At 72.0% G+C, this 15,073-nt stretch carries 12 protein-coding genes; 1 reads left to right on the top strand and 11 read right to left on the bottom strand.

Translation table 11 applies throughout. The annotated features are described in order from the left end of the window. Nucleotides 1-41 precede the first annotated feature (41 nt). The 5 genes from AC069R_RS04865 to AC069R_RS04885 all read right to left on the bottom strand — a co-directional run bounded on the left by AC069R_RS04865 (nucleotide 42) and on the right by AC069R_RS04885 (nucleotide 6,566). The gene (locus AC069R_RS04865; RefSeq protein ID WP_478764555.1) at nucleotides 42-2,048 is read right to left on the bottom strand and encodes an endo-beta-N-acetylglucosaminidase; all 2,007 of its coding nucleotides are present in this window, start codon (nucleotides 2,046-2,048) and stop codon (nucleotides 42-44) included. Beyond that, nucleotides 2,045-3,301, bottom strand: a complete 1,257-nt coding sequence (locus tag AC069R_RS04870) for a glycoside hydrolase 5 family protein (RefSeq protein WP_478764557.1) — start codon at nucleotides 3,299-3,301, stop codon at nucleotides 2,045-2,047. Before AC069R_RS04870 ends, AC069R_RS04865 begins: the two co-directional genes overlap by 4 nt. Nucleotides 3,302-3,411: 110 nt before the next feature. Beyond that, on the bottom strand, nucleotides 3,412-4,332 hold the full coding sequence (locus AC069R_RS04875; protein ID WP_478764559.1) for a carbohydrate ABC transporter permease: 921 nt from the start codon (nucleotides 4,330-4,332) through the stop codon (nucleotides 3,412-3,414). Continuing rightward, on the bottom strand, nucleotides 4,329-5,273 hold the full coding sequence (locus tag AC069R_RS04880; RefSeq protein WP_478764561.1) for a carbohydrate ABC transporter permease: 945 nt from the start codon (nucleotides 5,271-5,273) through the stop codon (nucleotides 4,329-4,331). Before AC069R_RS04880 ends, AC069R_RS04875 begins: the two co-directional genes overlap by 4 nt. Before the next feature lie 6 nt (nucleotides 5,274-5,279). After that, entirely contained in the window at nucleotides 5,280-6,566 is a 1,287-nt protein-coding gene (locus tag AC069R_RS04885; protein WP_478764564.1) for an extracellular solute-binding protein, read from the bottom strand. A gap of 218 nt (nucleotides 6,567-6,784) precedes the next feature. On the opposite strand from AC069R_RS04885, the gene AC069R_RS04890 reads away from it, so the two are divergent. Next, nucleotides 6,785-7,831, top strand: a complete 1,047-nt coding sequence (locus AC069R_RS04890; protein ID WP_478764566.1) for a LacI family DNA-binding transcriptional regulator — start codon at nucleotides 6,785-6,787, stop codon at nucleotides 7,829-7,831. A gap of 197 nt (nucleotides 7,832-8,028) precedes the next feature. Here AC069R_RS04890 and AC069R_RS04895 read toward each other — a convergent pair whose 3' ends face one another. The 6 genes from AC069R_RS04895 to AC069R_RS04920 all read right to left on the bottom strand — a co-directional run bounded on the left by AC069R_RS04895 (nucleotide 8,029) and on the right by AC069R_RS04920 (nucleotide 14,646). Further along, complete coding sequence (locus AC069R_RS04895) at nucleotides 8,029-8,742, bottom strand: maleylpyruvate isomerase family mycothiol-dependent enzyme (RefSeq protein WP_478764568.1); 714 nt, start codon at nucleotides 8,740-8,742, stop codon at nucleotides 8,029-8,031. Between the two features lie 219 nt (nucleotides 8,743-8,961). Further along, a complete protein-coding gene (locus AC069R_RS04900; RefSeq protein WP_478764570.1) occupies nucleotides 8,962-10,755 on the bottom strand; it encodes an outer membrane protein assembly factor BamB family protein in 1,794 nt (597 codons plus the stop codon). A gap of 155 nt (nucleotides 10,756-10,910) precedes the next feature. Continuing rightward, nucleotides 10,911-11,138 carry a hypothetical protein gene (locus AC069R_RS04905; protein ID WP_478764571.1) on the bottom strand — a complete coding sequence of 76 codons (228 nt, stop codon included), beginning with the start codon at nucleotides 11,136-11,138 and terminating at the stop codon, nucleotides 10,911-10,913. Between the two features lie 25 nt (nucleotides 11,139-11,163). Next, entirely contained in the window at nucleotides 11,164-11,580 is a 417-nt protein-coding gene (locus AC069R_RS04910) for a hypothetical protein (protein WP_478764573.1), read from the bottom strand. A gap of 247 nt (nucleotides 11,581-11,827) precedes the next feature. Further along, nucleotides 11,828-13,480: a ricin-type beta-trefoil lectin domain protein gene (locus AC069R_RS04915; protein WP_478764575.1), complete on the bottom strand. Its 1,653-nt coding sequence runs from the start codon at nucleotides 13,478-13,480 to the stop codon at nucleotides 11,828-11,830. A 659-nt stretch (nucleotides 13,481-14,139) separates the two neighbouring features. Next, nucleotides 14,140-14,646, bottom strand: a complete 507-nt coding sequence (locus AC069R_RS04920; protein ID WP_478764577.1) for an SRPBCC family protein — start codon at nucleotides 14,644-14,646, stop codon at nucleotides 14,140-14,142. Nucleotides 14,647-15,073 lie beyond the last annotated feature (427 nt).

The following is a 15,073-nucleotide window of genomic DNA, read 5'->3' on the forward strand; positions in this document are numbered from 1 at the left end:
TGCTCCGTAGGTCGTACGTCAGCGGGTGGATCGGCGGGCGGTCACCACGGATGGGTGACGATCGACGGTGCGGACGAGGTGTACAACTCCCCAACCGCCCGCACCTCGAACCGTCCGGCGCGCTCGCCCGGTGCGGGCGTCTGGCCGCCGGTGAAGTACGCCCGCTGGCCGGTCGCGCCCAGGAAGCGGCGGGTGCCGTCGGGCAGTACGCGGTGCAGGGTGTAGTGGCGTACCGTGCCGGGCGCCGGGTGGTGCCAGGCGAGCCGCAGATCGCCGCCGGACGCGGCGGTGACCCGCGGGCCGGCGGGGGCGGCCGGGGTGCCGGTGCCGGCGTGGACGGCGAGACCGCCGAGCCGCCAGCGCACCGGACCGCCGCCGGTGGCGGTCAGCCGGACACCGAGCGCGTGCACGGTCCCGGACAGCCCGGTGAGCCGGACGGCCGAGGTGCGCCAGCCGCCGCCGGCCGCGACCGGCACCGGCAGGAAGGTGTACGGCGGCGCCGCCCCGGCCCTGTCCGGCTCGGCGGTCGCCACGCCCAGCTCGACGCGGACGGCCCCGGCGTCCGTGCGATGGGTCAGCTCGACCACGGTGCCGGGGGAGAGCGGCAGCCGGGTCGCGTACAGGTCCAGTACGGCGGGATCGTCGAGCGCGCCGTCCACGAGGACGCTGCTGCCGCCCCGCCAGGCGTCCGCGAAGTCGAAGGCGACGACGGGCCGTCGGCCGTCGCCGCGCACCACCCAGCGCCGGGAGGGCAGCCTGTCCTGGAGGCCGAGGTGGGTCCAGGGCGTGTCGGAGGCGATCTCGCCGTCCTCGTACCAGCGCAGTCCGTGCCCCGTGTTGAAGACGCTCGCGAACGGCAGCGCGGTGACGGTCGAGCGGTCGGCGACGGACACGGCGGGGGCCCGCCAGCCGTCGGCGGGGTCGGGCCGGGACGGGTCGAGGGAGCGGCCGGTCCAGAACCGGTCGTCGGCGGTGTGGAAGTCCTCCGGGGTGTGACCGGCGGGCAGGTGGCCGCGGGTCCATTCGGGCCGGTACAGGCCGAGTGAGGTGACATGCGGGCGGCCGGCGGGCACGATTGCGTCCCAGTCCACCGGGGTGTCCCAGCCGTCCGACTCGACATCGACACCGGCCCACAACTCGTAGCGGTCACGGCCCAGTTGACCGGCCTTCTCTCCGGAGGCGGCGAGCGAGGACGCGGTCCAGCGGAAGTCGAGGAACATGTCGTCGGCGGCCCGGAAGAGGGCCTGGTTCCGCCCGTTCAGCGCGCCCTGCCAGCTCACCGAGCCGTTCACGGTCATCGCGTCGTACCAGGTGATCCGCTGCCCCGCGGCCGAGGCGAGCCGCTTCAGCTCCGTGACGAAGCCGAGCATGGCGGTGCCGAGGCCGCTGTCGCCGCCGGTCTCGGCGTTGACGAACCAGCCGTCGAAGCCGTACGCCGCCGCCACCGCGACGAGCTGTGCGGCGAGCGGGTAGCGGCCGGAGGCGTCCTGCTGCACCAGGTCGCGGGTCCACCGGAGCTGTCCGCCGTAGGCGGCGGGCGGCAGGAAGACGGTGCCGAGGACGGGCACGCCGTGCCGGTGCGCCGCGTCCACGACCGGGGCGTTCGGGGCGAGGATCAGGCCCTCCCCGGACGAGCCGCCCCAGAACACCAGCTCGTCCAGGTACGCCCAGTGGGTGAGGGCGTAGGAGTCGGCGGTGGCCGAGCCCTGGGAGGGGTTGGAGGAGGTGGGCCCGAAGGAGACCAGGGCCTGGACGCGGGCCTGCCCGGCGCGGGCGGTGGAGTTCGCGGGGGCCGGCGTGAAACGGGCCGCGAGCGGGACGGAGGCGGCGTTGAAGGGCAGATCGGTGTCGGTGGCGGCGCGCCAGGACTTGAGACTGCGCCAGGTGATGCCGGGGCCGGGGCTGCCCGAGGGCAGGGAGTCCGGGTACCAGTAGGAGGCGTACGGCTGGAGCGCGGCCGTCGGCTTCGGGACCGCGCCGGCGGCGCCCGCGGGCAGGAACGCGGCGGCGGCGCCGGCGAGCAGGACGGCGCGTCGGGTGGGGTTCACGGACGGGTGCCTCCTCGGGGGGTGCGGAGTACCTGATCGGGCGTGACGACTTCGGTGACGGCGCGGGCGGCCAGGTGGTCCGGGTCGCCCGCGAGGGTGTCGAGGACGGCGGTGGGGCGGGCGCCGTCGGCGGTGAGCCGGAAGAACGCCTCGAAGACGTCGCCGCCGGGGGCGCAGCGGGAGCGGGCGGCCGGGTCGGCCGGGACGGTCAGGGCGGTGGTGCGCGGGGCCGGCGCGTAGCTGTGGTCACGGGCCGCGCGGGACAGGGCGCGGGCGAGGTCCTTGGGGCGCCGGTCGTTGGTCAACAGGCCGAGGCCGTACTCGAGTTCGGGGAAGTCGGCGAGGTCGCGGGAGACGTCGTGGGAGCACCACCAGGTGATGCCCCACAGATCGGGGCAGTCCAGCGCGTTCGCGACGGTGGCCTCGGCGAAGGCGGCGGCGTGCCCGGCCGGGACGAGCGGGGCCGGGGCGCCGACCTCCTGGAGCCAGACCGGGCGATGCGGGTCCTGGGCCCAGGCCTTGCTCAGCTCGATCAGGTACGCGGCGTGGTGCTCGGTGGCCACCGAGGCCCGGCCGTGGCGCTGGGCGGTGCCGTTGAAGACCCAGGAGTGTACGGCAGTGAGCGCGCCGCGCCGGGCCGCCTGGGCCGGGGTGAAGGGCATGTCGTCCTGGTACCAGGTGGCGTCGTACCCGGCGTGCAGGTGCAGCTTGCCGGGGGCGCCCTGCGCGCAGGCGGCGAGCATCCGCTCCAGCCAGGCGTCGATCTGGCCGGAGGTGGCCCGGTCGGGGTCGGGGTGGGGGCCGGCGGAGAACTGGTTGACCTCGTTGCCGAGGGTCATGCCGAGAAAGCCCGGCCGGCCGGCGAGGGCGGCGGCGAGGGTGCGCAGGTAGGCGGCCTGGCCGTCGAGCACCTCGGGGTCGGTGAAGAGGTTGCGCCGGTGCCAGGTGCGGGTCCACGCGGGCAGGAAGTCGAAGCTCGACAGGTGCCCTTGCAGACCGTCCACGCTCACGTCGAGCCCGCGTTCGGCGGCGGCGTCGACCAGCTGCACCAGCTGCTCCACGGCGCGCGGGCGGATCAGCGCCCGGTCGGGCTGGAAGTAGGGCCACAGCGGGAAGACCCGGATGTGGTCCAGGCCGAGCGCGCGGACGGAGTCCAGGTCGGCGCGTACGGCGTCGAGGTCGAAGTCGAGCCAGTGGTGGAACCACCCCTGGCTCGGAGTGTAGTTGACGCCGAAGCGCACGGCGGAAGGCATACGGGGTCCTCGCGGAAGTCGGATACGGGACGGGGCCGGGGACGGGCCGGGTCGGCCTCGCCGGGTTCAGCGGACGGGGCCGGAAACCGGCTGGGCCGGCCTCGCCGGGTTCAGCCCTTGACCGCGCCCTCGCCGACCCCGCGGAAGAAGAAGCGCTGGAGGCAGGCGAAGAGGGCGATCAGCGGTGCGACGGCGATGATCGTGCCGGCGGCGACGAGGCGTTCGTCATTGGCGAAGGTGCCGTGCAGGTAGTCGAGGCCGATGGTCAGGGTGAACTTGGACGGGTCGCTGAGCACGACGAGCGGCCACAGGAAGTCGTCCCAGGCACCCATGAAGGCGAAGATCGCCACCACGGCGAGGGTGCCCCTGACCGAGGGCAGCGCGATCCGCAGGAACCGCTGCCAGACGTGGGCGCCGTCGACGTAGGCGGCCTCCTCGATCTCGTAGGGCAGATTCCGGAAGGCGTTGCGCATGAGCAGGACGTTCAGCGCGCCGATGGAGCCGGGCAGCATGACCCCGATGAGCGTGTTGTTCAGGCCGAGTTCCCGCATGGTCGTGAACTGGGCAATGATGATGCCCTCCGCGGGCACGAGTATCGCGAGGACGAACACCAGGGCGGCCACCCGGCGTCCCCGGTAGCGCAGCCGGGCCAGGGCGTACCCGGCGAGGGCGGAACCCACGCAGTTGGTGACGACGCTGGCGGCGGCGACCTTCAGCGAGTTGAGGGCGTAGTCCCACACCGGGATGGTCTCGGTCACCCGCTCGTAGTTGTGCAGGGTGGGATGGCTGGGCAGGAACTTCGGCGGCGAGCTGAAGATGTCCTCGGTGGGCCCCTTGAACGAGGTGGACAGCTGCCACACGAACGGGCCGACGGTCAGGGCGAGTACGGCGATCAGCAGCACGTAGCGCAGGACCAGCTCCCACACCCGGATACGACGGCCGTTCTCGTCGGTGAAGCGGAAGCGGAAGCGGGGCGCGCGGGTCCGGACCGGCCGTGCGCCGGTCTCCGGCACCTTCCCGGCGACGCTCACGAGTCCTCCCTCCGGTCGGCGCGCAGCACGAGCAGCATGAGGACCACGGTGACGGCGAAGACGACCAGGGAGATCGCGGAGGCGTAGCCGACCCGGCCGGTCAGGCCGGTGCCGGTGCGCTGGACGAGCATCACCAGGGTGGTGTCCTCGCCCGCGGGGCCGCCGCTCGGCGAGGCCAGCAGGTACACCTCGGAGAACACCTTGAAGGCGGAGACCGAGGAGAGCGCGGCGACCAAAACCATGGTGGAGCGGAGAGCCGGCACGGTGACGCTGCAAAAGCGGCGGATGGGGCCCGCGCCGTCCACGGCGGCGGCCTCGTGCAGCTCCCGCGGCACGTTGGCGAGCGCCGCCAGGTAGATGATCATGTAGTAGCCGAGGCCCTTCCAGACCGTGACGGCCATGGCGCTCAGCAGGAGCAGCCACTGGTCGCTGAGGAAGCCGACCTTGCCCACCCCGATCGTCTCCAGGAGCGAGTTCACCAGGCCGCGCTCGTCCAGCAGCCACACCCAGATCAGGCCGACCACCACGATGGAGGCGACGACCGGGGTGTAGAAGGCGGACCGGAAGAAGGCGATGCCGGGGATGTCCTTGTGCACCAGCAGGGCGAGCAGCAGCGGCAGGAGCACCAGCGCCGGGACGACGCCGAGGACGTACAGCGCGCTGTTGCGCAGGCCGATCCAGAACATGTCGTCGTGCAGCAGCTCGCGGAAGTTGGCGAGGCCCACGAACCGGCCGGGGATCAGGGTGCGGCGGTCGGTGAAGGCGTTGACCACCGTGGAGACGAACGGGTAGAGGACGAAGGCGCTGGTGATCACCAGTCCCGGCGCGGCGAACAGCCAGGGGCTGGTGGGCAGTTGGCGCCGGATCCGGATCGCCGGGCGACGCTGCGGGCGGCGCGCCGGACGTGCCGGGCGCGTCCGGGCGACGGTCGGGGTGGCCATGGCACGTCACCCCTGCTGCTTCAGCAGCCGGTCACACGCCCTGACAGCGTTGTCGAGCGCCGCCTTGGGGCTCTGCTTGCCCTGGAGCGCCTTGCCGACCTCGTTGCGCAGCGCGGTCTTCATCTGGTCGCTGAACAGCACGGGTGTGTAATTGACGGCGCTCTTCAGCGACTTGGCGGCGGCGACGCGCACCCGCGTCTCGTCGGTGCCGTCCTCCTTGGTGAAGTACGGGTCGTCGAGCGAACCGGCGGTGGACGGGAAGATGGCGACCTTCCTGGCGAAGGACATCTGGTGCTCGGCGTCGGTGACGTAGTGGGCGAAGGCGACGGCCGCGGGCGCCTGCCGGGTCCGGGAGTTCACCATCAGGCCCATCACGTACATGTTGACGTGCCCGGTGTTGGTGATCTGGTCGGTGATGCCGATGTTCCGGTACAGGCTCGGCGCCTGCTTCCTGAAGTTGTCCAGGTCCAGGGCGCTGCCGGGGTTCATGGCGACGGCCTGGGTCAGGAACTCCTTCCCGGCCGACTCCGGCGTGGCGTTCAGCGCCTGCGCGTCCAGACCCTTGGCGTCGTACAACTCCTTGTACTTGGTGAGGAGTTCGACCCCCTTGGCGTCGTTGAAGGTGAAGCCGGTGCCCTGCTTGTCCATGAGGGAGGAGCCGTAGCGGCCGAAGTCCTCGATGGTGGGGATGTTGGCGAGGGTGGCCACCTTGCCGCCCGATGTCCGCGCCATCCGCAGCGCGTCGGCGAAGAGTTCGTCGTACGTCTTCGGCGGCTTCTCCGGGTCCAGCCCGGCCTTCGTGAACAGGGCCTTGTTGTAGAACAGCGGGCCGGTGTTCAGGTACCAGGGGAAGGCGTACGTGCCCGGCATGCCGGGGACCTGGTGACTGGCCCAGGCACCGGGCAGGTACTCGCCGCGGTACTTCGCGGCGGCCTTGTCGAGGTCCATGGCCAGGCCCGCCTTGGCGAGCGGCGCGACCAGGTCGGGGGAGACGTTGACGACGTCCGGCAGGGTGCCACCGGCCGCGTCGGCGCTGATCTTGTCGGCGTAGCCCTCGGCGGGCTGGTCGACCCACTTGACGTGGGTGCCGGGGTACTTCTTCTCGAAACCGGCGATCAGGCCGTCGAAATAGTCCTTGAAATTGGCGCGCAGATTCCAGGTCTGGAAGGTGATGTCGCCCTCGACCTTGCCGGAGGCGTCCGTCGAACCGCCGCCGGCGCCGGAGCCGCAGGCGCTCAGCGGCAGGACGAGGGCGGTGACGGCGGCGGCGAGTGCTCTGCGGGATATGGGCACGGTGACACGGCTCCCTTGCGGCGTCTGCGGCTGGTGTCGGAAGGGACCATGCACGCCGTCTTCGGGGCAAGTCAATGGATTCGGGAGCACTAAAGCTTTGAATGGCGCATTAGTGCAGGTCAGTAAGATATAAGGAGGGTCTTGTACTGGACACTAAAGCGCTTTAGGCTGACCCCACTCAAGCGCTTTAGCGATCACTGCCGAGAAAAGAGGCGACCATGCCGGCCAAGCGGTCCCCGGCGCGCCGGCCGACGATGAAGGACATCGCGCGCCGCGCCGGTGTCTCGGAGAGCGCCGTCTCCTTCGCCCTCAACGGCAGGCCGGGCGTCTCCGAGGTCACCCGCGAGCGGGTGCGCCGGGTCGCGGAGCAACTGGGCTGGCGGCCCAGTACGGCGGCCCGCGCGCTGTCGGGCGAGGGCGCGGCCACGGTCGGCCTGGTACTGGCCCGGCCCGCGGACACCCTCGGCGTCGACTCCTTCTTCCTCCAACTGGTCTCCGGCATCCAGGAAGTGCTGGCCGAGCGGCACCTCGGACTGCTGTTCCAGGTGGTGGAGGACGTGCCGGACGAGTGCGCGGTCTACCGCAGATGGTGGGCCGAACACCGGGTGGACGGCGTCCTGATGGTGGACCCGCGCACCGACGACCCGCGCCCGGACCTGCTCGACGAACTCGGCCTGCCCGCCGTGGTGATCGGCGGCGCGCCGGACGAGCGGCACCCCGGCCTGTCCACGGTGTGGGCCGACGACGCGGGCGCGATGGCATCGGTGGTGGACGGCCTGTACACCCTGGGCCACCGGCGGATCGTGCACATCGCCGGACTGTCCGGCCTCGCCCACACCGAACGGCGGACCCGCACCCTGGCGGCCGAGGCCAGGCGGCGCGGGCTCACCGGCGTGGAGTCGGTCACCACCGACTACTCGGACGCGGAGGGCGCCGCCGTCACCCGCCGCGTCCTCGGCTCGCCCGCTCCGCCCACCGCCCTGATCTACGACAACGACGTCATGGCCCTCGCGGGCGTCGCCACCGCCGCCGGACTCGGCTTCTCCGTGCCGGCCGACGTATCGGTGGTCTCGTGGGAGGACTCGGCCCTGTGCCGCATGGTCAGGCCGTGGCTGTCTGCCCTGTCCCGCGACAGCACGGAATTCGGCCGTACGGCGGCCCGCGAGCTGACCGCCCTGCTCGACGGCGGCCCGGCCGGAACGGTCCGGGTGCCGGTCCCCCGCCTGATCGAACGGGAGAGCACGGGCCCGGCCCGCGACAAGTGACCCCCACGGCACCGCGCCGGGCCCGCCGGGAAGGAGACCGAAACGCTGGCGGGGGAGGGGCGAGCCGCGTCCCACCTGTTCCCGCCTCCGGCGCAGGGGCCTACGGAGATCCCGAATCGCCGACGAGGCTCCGGGCGGAGACCGGGTGGCAAGCCAACTGGCCCACCGGCTGCCGCGACTTCGTCGCACTCTGTGGGTCAGAGCCAGGGCGGCAGCACCGGCAGTCCGCCCGGCGCGTCGAGGCGGGCGCCGTCGTCGCGGCCGCTGAGCCAGGCGAGCAGTTCGGCCCGCGTGCCGGAGACCACGGGGCCGCCCCCGCCGAACCGGGCCAACTCCACGCCCTCGGCGTCCCGCAGGGTGAAGGCGGGCACCTTCTCGGCCTCGGCGTAGTAGCCGACGACGTCGTCCAGGACGATGTCGCGTGCGGGCGCCGGGATGTCCGCGACCTCGTGACCGACGTCCAGGTCGACCAAGTGCAGGACGAGTTCGCGCAGCCGGATGACGAGGATGCGGCGCGGGGTGCAGGTCTCGCCGGTGAACGGCACGATCGTGGCGTCCCACGCGGGCTCGGGCAGCGCCTCGGCCGCGCGCTGCCAGCTTCGGGCGCTGTCCCGGACCCGCGCCACGAGCGCGGCGGCCGGCAGCAGCGCCCCGGCCTCGATCTCGGCGTCGCGGGCCTCGCGGCCGGCGTACTGGTCGTTCCTGACACCGGTGCGCGCCCAGGACAACAGGCGTTCCAGGGCCGGGGCTTGAGCGGCGAGGTGGCTGAGCACATGAGCGCGGGTCCAGCCGGGCAGCCGGGACGGAGCGGCGACCTCCGCGTCGCTCAGCGTCTCGATGGCGGCGAGGAGCCGCTCCGCGGCACGGTCGAACTCGCGGAAGACCGGGGGAGTGGGGTCGATCTCCTTCATCGGGCGGCCCCTTTCCAGGCGTTGATCTCCTTCACCGTGTTCCCTCCCAGCGGATTCGTCTCCGTCACCCCTGAGCCCGATGCACACCACGACTCTGAATTCCGCACCGTGGAAAGGGAATCTCGATCCGCGCCCACAAGCTCCCACAGCTCGCGGCATCTGTCCAGCGGTCACCGGGAGCACGGATCCACGAACGGTCACGGTCGGCGGGGCGTGCCGCTATCTCCGCTCCTCCGGCCGGACCGGCATCTTGCGCCGCGCCCGGCGAGGCTTGCGGCCGGTCTCGGCGTTCACCGCGAGCACCGTACCGGCGCGCGTACCCAGATAGACGACCCCGTCGGCGTAGACCGGGCGGGTGCCGCGGCTGTCGAGCCGCTGCCGCCACAGGACCTTGCCGGAACTCAGGCCGATCTTGAACAAACCGCGCCCGTACTTGGTCCCGACGACCCAGCCGGACGAGCCGCATATCGCGGGGGAGGAGGCACCGTACGGATTCGGCAGGTGCCAGAGATGCTTGCCGTCGCCGCCGTCCACCGCGTGCAGACCACTGTGGCTGTCGCCCACGAAGACCAGGCCCCCGGACAGCGCCGGGGTGTGGTCCACCACGCCGGCCGCCGGCGCCTCCCACAACCGCTCACCGGTGACGGCGTCGTACGCGGAGAACCGGCCTGCCCCGCTGCCCGCGCACACCATGCCGCCCGCGACGCTCGGGGTGCAGCAGCTCAACTGACCCGCGGCGGCCCCCCGGTGCCACAGCTCCTCGCCGCTCACCGCGTCGAAGGCGGTCAACTGGCCCCGCGCGCCCTGCACATAGACCCGGCCGTCGGATACCGCCGCCGCGGCGGCCGACCCCTCGGGCAGCTCCCGCTCCCAGCGCGGGCTGCCGGTCGCCGCGTCCAGCGCGCGGATCCGGGAGGCGTCGCGCAGCAGGTTGGCGGGGTGGTGGACGACGTAGAGCAGGCCGTCGCAGACCACCGGCGCGCCCGAGTGGCCCACCCGCTGCCGCCAGCGCTCCCGCCCGTCCACGGCGCCGATCGCGTGCAGCACACCGGACTCGCCGACGACGTACACCGACCCGCCGGCGACCGCCGGGGTGTTCCGCAGGGCACCGACCGCGTCGAAGGACCAGCGTGCCGCGCCCGTCACCGCGTCCAGCGCGTAGCAACGGCCGTCGGAACAGCCGACGTACACCGTGCCCGCGCAGACGACCGGTGGGGCGACGACCGCGTCGGGCAGCCGGACGCTCCAGGCCTCGAAGCCGGACGGCAGGGCGCCTTTCGGATAGACGCCGGTGTGGTCCGGGCCACCGTGGACCATGGCGGACGGTCCGCCGCCGGGACCGGGGGCCGGCCGCACCGCGGCGGCGCCGGTGTCAGGGACCGGGACCGCCGCCTCGCCCCACAATCCGGGGTCCATGATCTCCACCAGGTCGACCAGCGAGCGGAGTTGGACCAGGATCGCCTGAGTATCGTCCTTCCTTTCCCCCGGTTGCGGGGGCTCCGCGTAGAAGAGGTACTCGCCCTCCACCTGCCACTCCAGCCAGCGGCGGTCGTCCGCGAACTCGCGCACGGCCGGGGTGAGCAGCCGCGCCGCCGTCCGCGGGTCCACGCACTCCACGACATGGTTGGCGTCGTAGGCCGGTTCACCGGTCTCGTACAGCTGGCGGTCCGGGCGCTCGGTGACGAGCCGCTTCAGCAGCGGAACCATCGTGTCCACGGCCACCGAATGCCGGCTCACCGCGACCAGCGGCAGCAATGCCGGCAACTGAACGAGGTAGACGGTACGGCTGGCCGAAGGGTCGTCGTCGGGCACGCAGTCGAAGACACTGAACCAGTGACCGTCCAGGGTGCCGCTCACGGCGTCCAGGGCCATCGCCTTCTCGGCATCGACGCCGAGCGGCCCGGCGCACAGCCGCATCCGCTCGGGATGCCAGTCCGTGTACGTCCACCCGCGTTCCTTCGCAAGGCGCCGCCGCGCGGCACCGCGCTCCCGCGGGCTTCCCTTCCTCGCCATGTCCGCCCTCTCCGTTCACCCGAGGTGTCCTATGACCCCAATTTCCCTGTACACCGGGGGAGTTCTTTCCCGGCTACGGACAGAATTATGAACTGACGGCCGTGCCGAGGGCGGATGCCTCGTCGCGGAGGAGGTTTGGCGTGGCCGGGCCGGGATCAGGGCTGGTTGCCGTTGGAGGCGAGGCGGGCGCCCATCTCCGCGTTGGCGCGCGCGGACCGGTTGTTGGCCGGGTCGTGCTTGAGCCGGAGGTAGTCGTACAGGGCCCGTACGCACAGATCACGGGTGCGGTAGGTCGCGTCGGGGGCCAGTTCGAGGTCGTCGGTGACCTCCATCAGCCTCCCGCCGGCCGTGGTGTAGACCGGGTGCCAGGACCACAGGGCCATCGTCGGCCCGTCGATCTCCAGGTAGTCACCGATGAGCCGTACCAGCTCCTGGCACCAGCTGTTCGACGCGCGGTGGTCGCGTTGCCGCCTGGCGCTCGGTGAACATCGCCAGCGCCTCGTCGTTGAGCTGTCCCTGTTCGGCTATGCCGCCCAGGATCAGCTGCCAGGCCGCGTCCGTGCCGTCCTGGGGAAAGCCCACACCGTCCATCATGTCCCGGAATGTGGCCCACTCGCCGTGTGCGGTGGGATCGGTGGCATGCCGCCGTGCCTCCTCCCTGACACCGGGGGCGCCCTGGCCCTGCACCCGTTGCACATACCGGATGACGGCCGCGTCGCCCACGGTCCACTGGAGGGCGGCGAGCCCGGCGGGGCGCGGCGCCGGCCCGGCGGCGAACTGCGGGGCGGGACCCTGTTCATGCCTCCTCCGGACCGGCGCGGGCACCGCCGGCACCGGAAGGGTCCCTTCGTCTCGCACGCGCTGACCAGCCCTCCGGTCACACGGGCCGCCCTCGGCCCCGCGGGGCTGAAACTCGGCCCTCGACGCAGCCCCCGCAAGGGCGATCGGCTAGGGCTGCCTGCTGGCTCTCACCGGTCCCCTCGCAGGCCGCGTCGGCACCGGCAAGGGCCGCACCAGGTGAGGTGCGGCCCCTCGGCGCGGCCCGTCTCCTTTCAGACCGGGCTTTCCTTGCTCATGCCAGCGAGAACTTCTGGGCGGCGGAGCCGTTGCAGTCCCAGATCTGAAGGCGTGTGCCGTTCGCGGTGGCACCGGACGGCGAGTCGATGCACCGGCCGGTGGTCGGATTGGAGATCGAGCCGTCGGAGTTGGCGACCCAGTTCTGGTACCCGCCGCCGTTGCAGTTGGCGAGCTGGAGCTTTGTGCCGGCCGCGTTCACACCGCCCGCGATGTCCAGGCACTTGCCCAGCGTCCGCAGGGTCTGGCCGTTCCAGGTCCACTTCTGGTCGAGCGACGTGGCCTGCTGGCAGTCCCAGAGCTGGACCGCGGTGCCATCGCCGCCGGTGTCGTCGCCCGCCACGTCCACGCACTTGCCGCCCGGCCCGTAGATCGGGGTACCGATGGCGAACTGCTGGGCGCCGGAGCCGTTGCAGTCCCAGATCTGAAGGCGCGTGCCGTTCGCGGTCGCGCCCGACGGCGAGTCGATGCACCGGCCGCTGGTCGGGTTCCGCAGCGAGCCGTCGGATTGCCGCACCCAGTTCTGGTAGCCGCCGCCGTTGCAGTTGGCCAGCTGGAGCTTCGTACCGGCCGCGCTGTTGCCGCCCGCGATGTCCAGGCACTTGCCGAGGGTCTGGAGGGTCTGGCCGCTCCAGGTCCAGTGCTGGTCCTTGGCCGCCGACTGGCAGTCCCAGAGCTGGACCGCGGTGCCGTCGCCACCGGTGTCGTCGCCCGCCACGTCCACGCACTTGCCGCCGGGCCCGGTGATCGTCTGCCCGCTCACCGAACCGCCGCCACCGCCTCCGGAGCCGGGCGCCTTGTTGTAGACGGCCACCGAGTCGACGACCAGCTTGCCGCCGGAGACCGTGGACGCGTTCGGGCCCCCGCCGAAGGCGTCCGGGAAGCCGCCGCCGATCGCCAGGTCGTAGATGATGAAGAAGGGATGGTCGACCGCGTCGGACCAGGTCGTGGCGTCCACCTGGTTGGCGTTGATCGTGTAGAAGTTGTTCCCGTCGAGGTAGAACCTGATCTGCTCCGGCGACACCGAGCGGTCGATCTCGACCGCGTAGTCGTGGAAGCCGGTCTGGCAGCCCGGACAGGCGCGTTCACCTGAACCGATGCCGGTCGACTCGTTGCACGGTCCCCCCGGATTCACACCGCAGTGCAGGGTGCTGAAGACGGAGCTGCGGCCGTTGATGTCCTCCATGACGTCGACCTCACCGGACTTCGGCCAGGTCACACCATCGCGCAGCGGCGCGCCGAGCATCCAGAACGCCGGCCAGTAGCCCGCGCCGTTGGCGGTGGTGACGTTCGGCTGCTGGAGGACGGACTCGATGCGTACGACACCGCCCGCCGGGGCGCCGAATCCCGCCGACTGGGTCTCCACGCGCCCGGAGGTCCATCCGCTGCGCGCGTCGGAACCCGAGTGCAGGGCCTGGAGCACGAGATGACCCTGACCGTCGTAGTAGACGTTCGAGGTGCTGTTGGTCATCGTCTCGATCTCGCCGGTGCCGAAGTTGCTGCCCGGCCCGGTGTCGTACTTCCACAGGCTCTGGTCGATGCCGGTGCCGGACGCACCGTTGAAGTCGTCGCTCCAGGTGAGTGTGAAGCCCGACGGTGCCGGGGGCACCGCAGCCTGTGCGTTGAGCGTCGTGAGGACGCTGGTCGCCACCGTGAGTACGACGACGGGAAGCAGAGAGAGCGCTCTCTGCCACCCGCCGCGTCGGGCTTTCGTAGGGGGTAGTCGCATAAGTCTGGCCTCCGAAGAAGGACATGATCGCGTCTGTTCGCCAGGCCGCCTCTGGTGATCTCCATCAACGGCGGGCAGTGCACGCGCCCTTGCGGAACTGGACGACGACGAACCGCCGGACAGCCGGTACTTGGGGTGCCGTCGAGCGGCCGTCCCGCAGCGGACCGCCGGACTCGTGTGCCCCGACCGGCGGACGCGTCGTCAACTCTGAAGAGAACAAGGGGTGTTGAGTCGTGTGTAGTTCTGTGCGAGGCAGACGGTATTGGCGCAGACCAATACCGTCAAGGCTGTGCAACAGACCGAGCGCGGCTTGAGCGCTGAAGTCCGGGGCTCAGATCCGGACAAGAGGTGCGTTTCGCGGACATCGAGTCGCGATCGACCGCCCGGCTGGGGTGTGGCGACCGAGCGGCAGGCCGCGCTGCTCCCGGTGCGGAAGGCCGGCACGCGGGGCGCCGCCGACCCGATGAGCGGAATCGCGCGGCGGTGTGCGACTCCTCGGCGCGGGCGCGGCCGACGACCCTGCCGCGGGCCCGTCGAGCACGACCAGTCGCCCGAGGCCGGCATGTCCCCACGACCCGGCGTCAGTTCGCGCCGCTCTCCAGGTCCCGCTTGAGGTTGCGCAGCGTCGCGCGGATGTTGCGGGCCTGGAAGGCGGCGAAGGTGTGTCCCGCGGTGGCGATCCGGTCGAAGGCGCCGGCCGCGAAGGCGGGCCAGGCGCGTCGGTCGTCCGTCCAGGTCTCGGTGACCCGCGTACCGCCGTCGGCGGGCTCGAAGCGGTACTCCCAGCTGGCGATCGGGCCGCGCAGGCGCGGTCGGCCGATGCCGATGGCGTGCACACGGAAGGCGAAGCGGCGGCCGGGCTCGGCCGCCGTGACCGTGCACCGGGTCACCCAGCGGAACCGGCCACGCTTGTTCCGCCCGACGAACGTGGTGCCGACCCCTGCCGGCGCGTGCCCCGTCCCCTCCGTGGTGCCGAGATTCTCCGGACTCCAGCGGCCCATGTCACCAGGGCGGCATATGGCCTGGTAGGCCACGTCGGGCGGTACGTCGATGTGGATGCTGTCGCTCACCGTGAACACGCGGGCCATGGGGCACTTTCCTCGACTCGTCGACACCCTGGGAGTTACTGGTCGGTAGGGATTGTGGCATGCCGGAGCCGCCGACCGGCGCAGACCATCTGGACGCGGAACCCGCTCGGCCGCGGGCAGGGGGACTCAGGGCCGCGGCCGAGCGCCGGTATCCGGACGCGTCCCCGCCCGTCCGACTCCGCGCCCGCGGCGCCGACCCGGCCACCGCGAGCCGACGCCGGCGCCAACGCTCGTACCGGCGTACCCGCGTAGCTACGCACCGGCAGCCGTGGGCACGCGCCGCCGAGCGCTCAACCGGTCCCGTCCGCGCCCGCGAGGTGACCGAAAACCGCCCCTGACCAGGGTCTACGCGGCGCCCGAGGCAGTGGCCGATTGTCGCCCCGAGTGGCTGCCGGATTTCGTATTGATCGACGTGACGCCCTAGAGT

The sequence above is a fragment of the Streptomyces sp. NPDC043952 genome (assembly GCF_056435325.1).

Excerpts from the sequence above, each read along its gene's own strand:
- AC069R_RS04870 (WP_478764557.1), bottom strand. The coding sequence starts at position 3,301 with ATGCCTTCCGCCGTGCGCTTCGGCGTCAACTACACTCCGAGCCAGGGG.
- AC069R_RS04880 (WP_478764561.1), bottom strand. The coding sequence starts at position 5,273 with ATGGCCACCCCGACCGTCGCCCGGACGCGCCCGGCACGTCCGGCGCGC.
- AC069R_RS04890 (WP_478764566.1), top strand. The coding sequence starts at position 6,785 with ATGCCGGCCAAGCGGTCCCCGGCGCGCCGGCCGACGATGAAGGACATC.
- AC069R_RS04895 (WP_478764568.1), bottom strand. The coding sequence starts at position 8,742 with ATGAAGGAGATCGACCCCACTCCCCCGGTCTTCCGCGAGTTCGACCGT.
- AC069R_RS04900 (WP_478764570.1), bottom strand. The coding sequence starts at position 10,755 with ATGGCGAGGAAGGGAAGCCCGCGGGAGCGCGGTGCCGCGCGGCGGCGC.
- AC069R_RS04905 (WP_478764571.1), bottom strand. The coding sequence starts at position 11,138 with ATGGCCCTGTGGTCCTGGCACCCGGTCTACACCACGGCCGGCGGGAGG.
- AC069R_RS04920 (WP_478764577.1), bottom strand. The coding sequence starts at position 14,646 with ATGGCCCGCGTGTTCACGGTGAGCGACAGCATCCACATCGACGTACCG.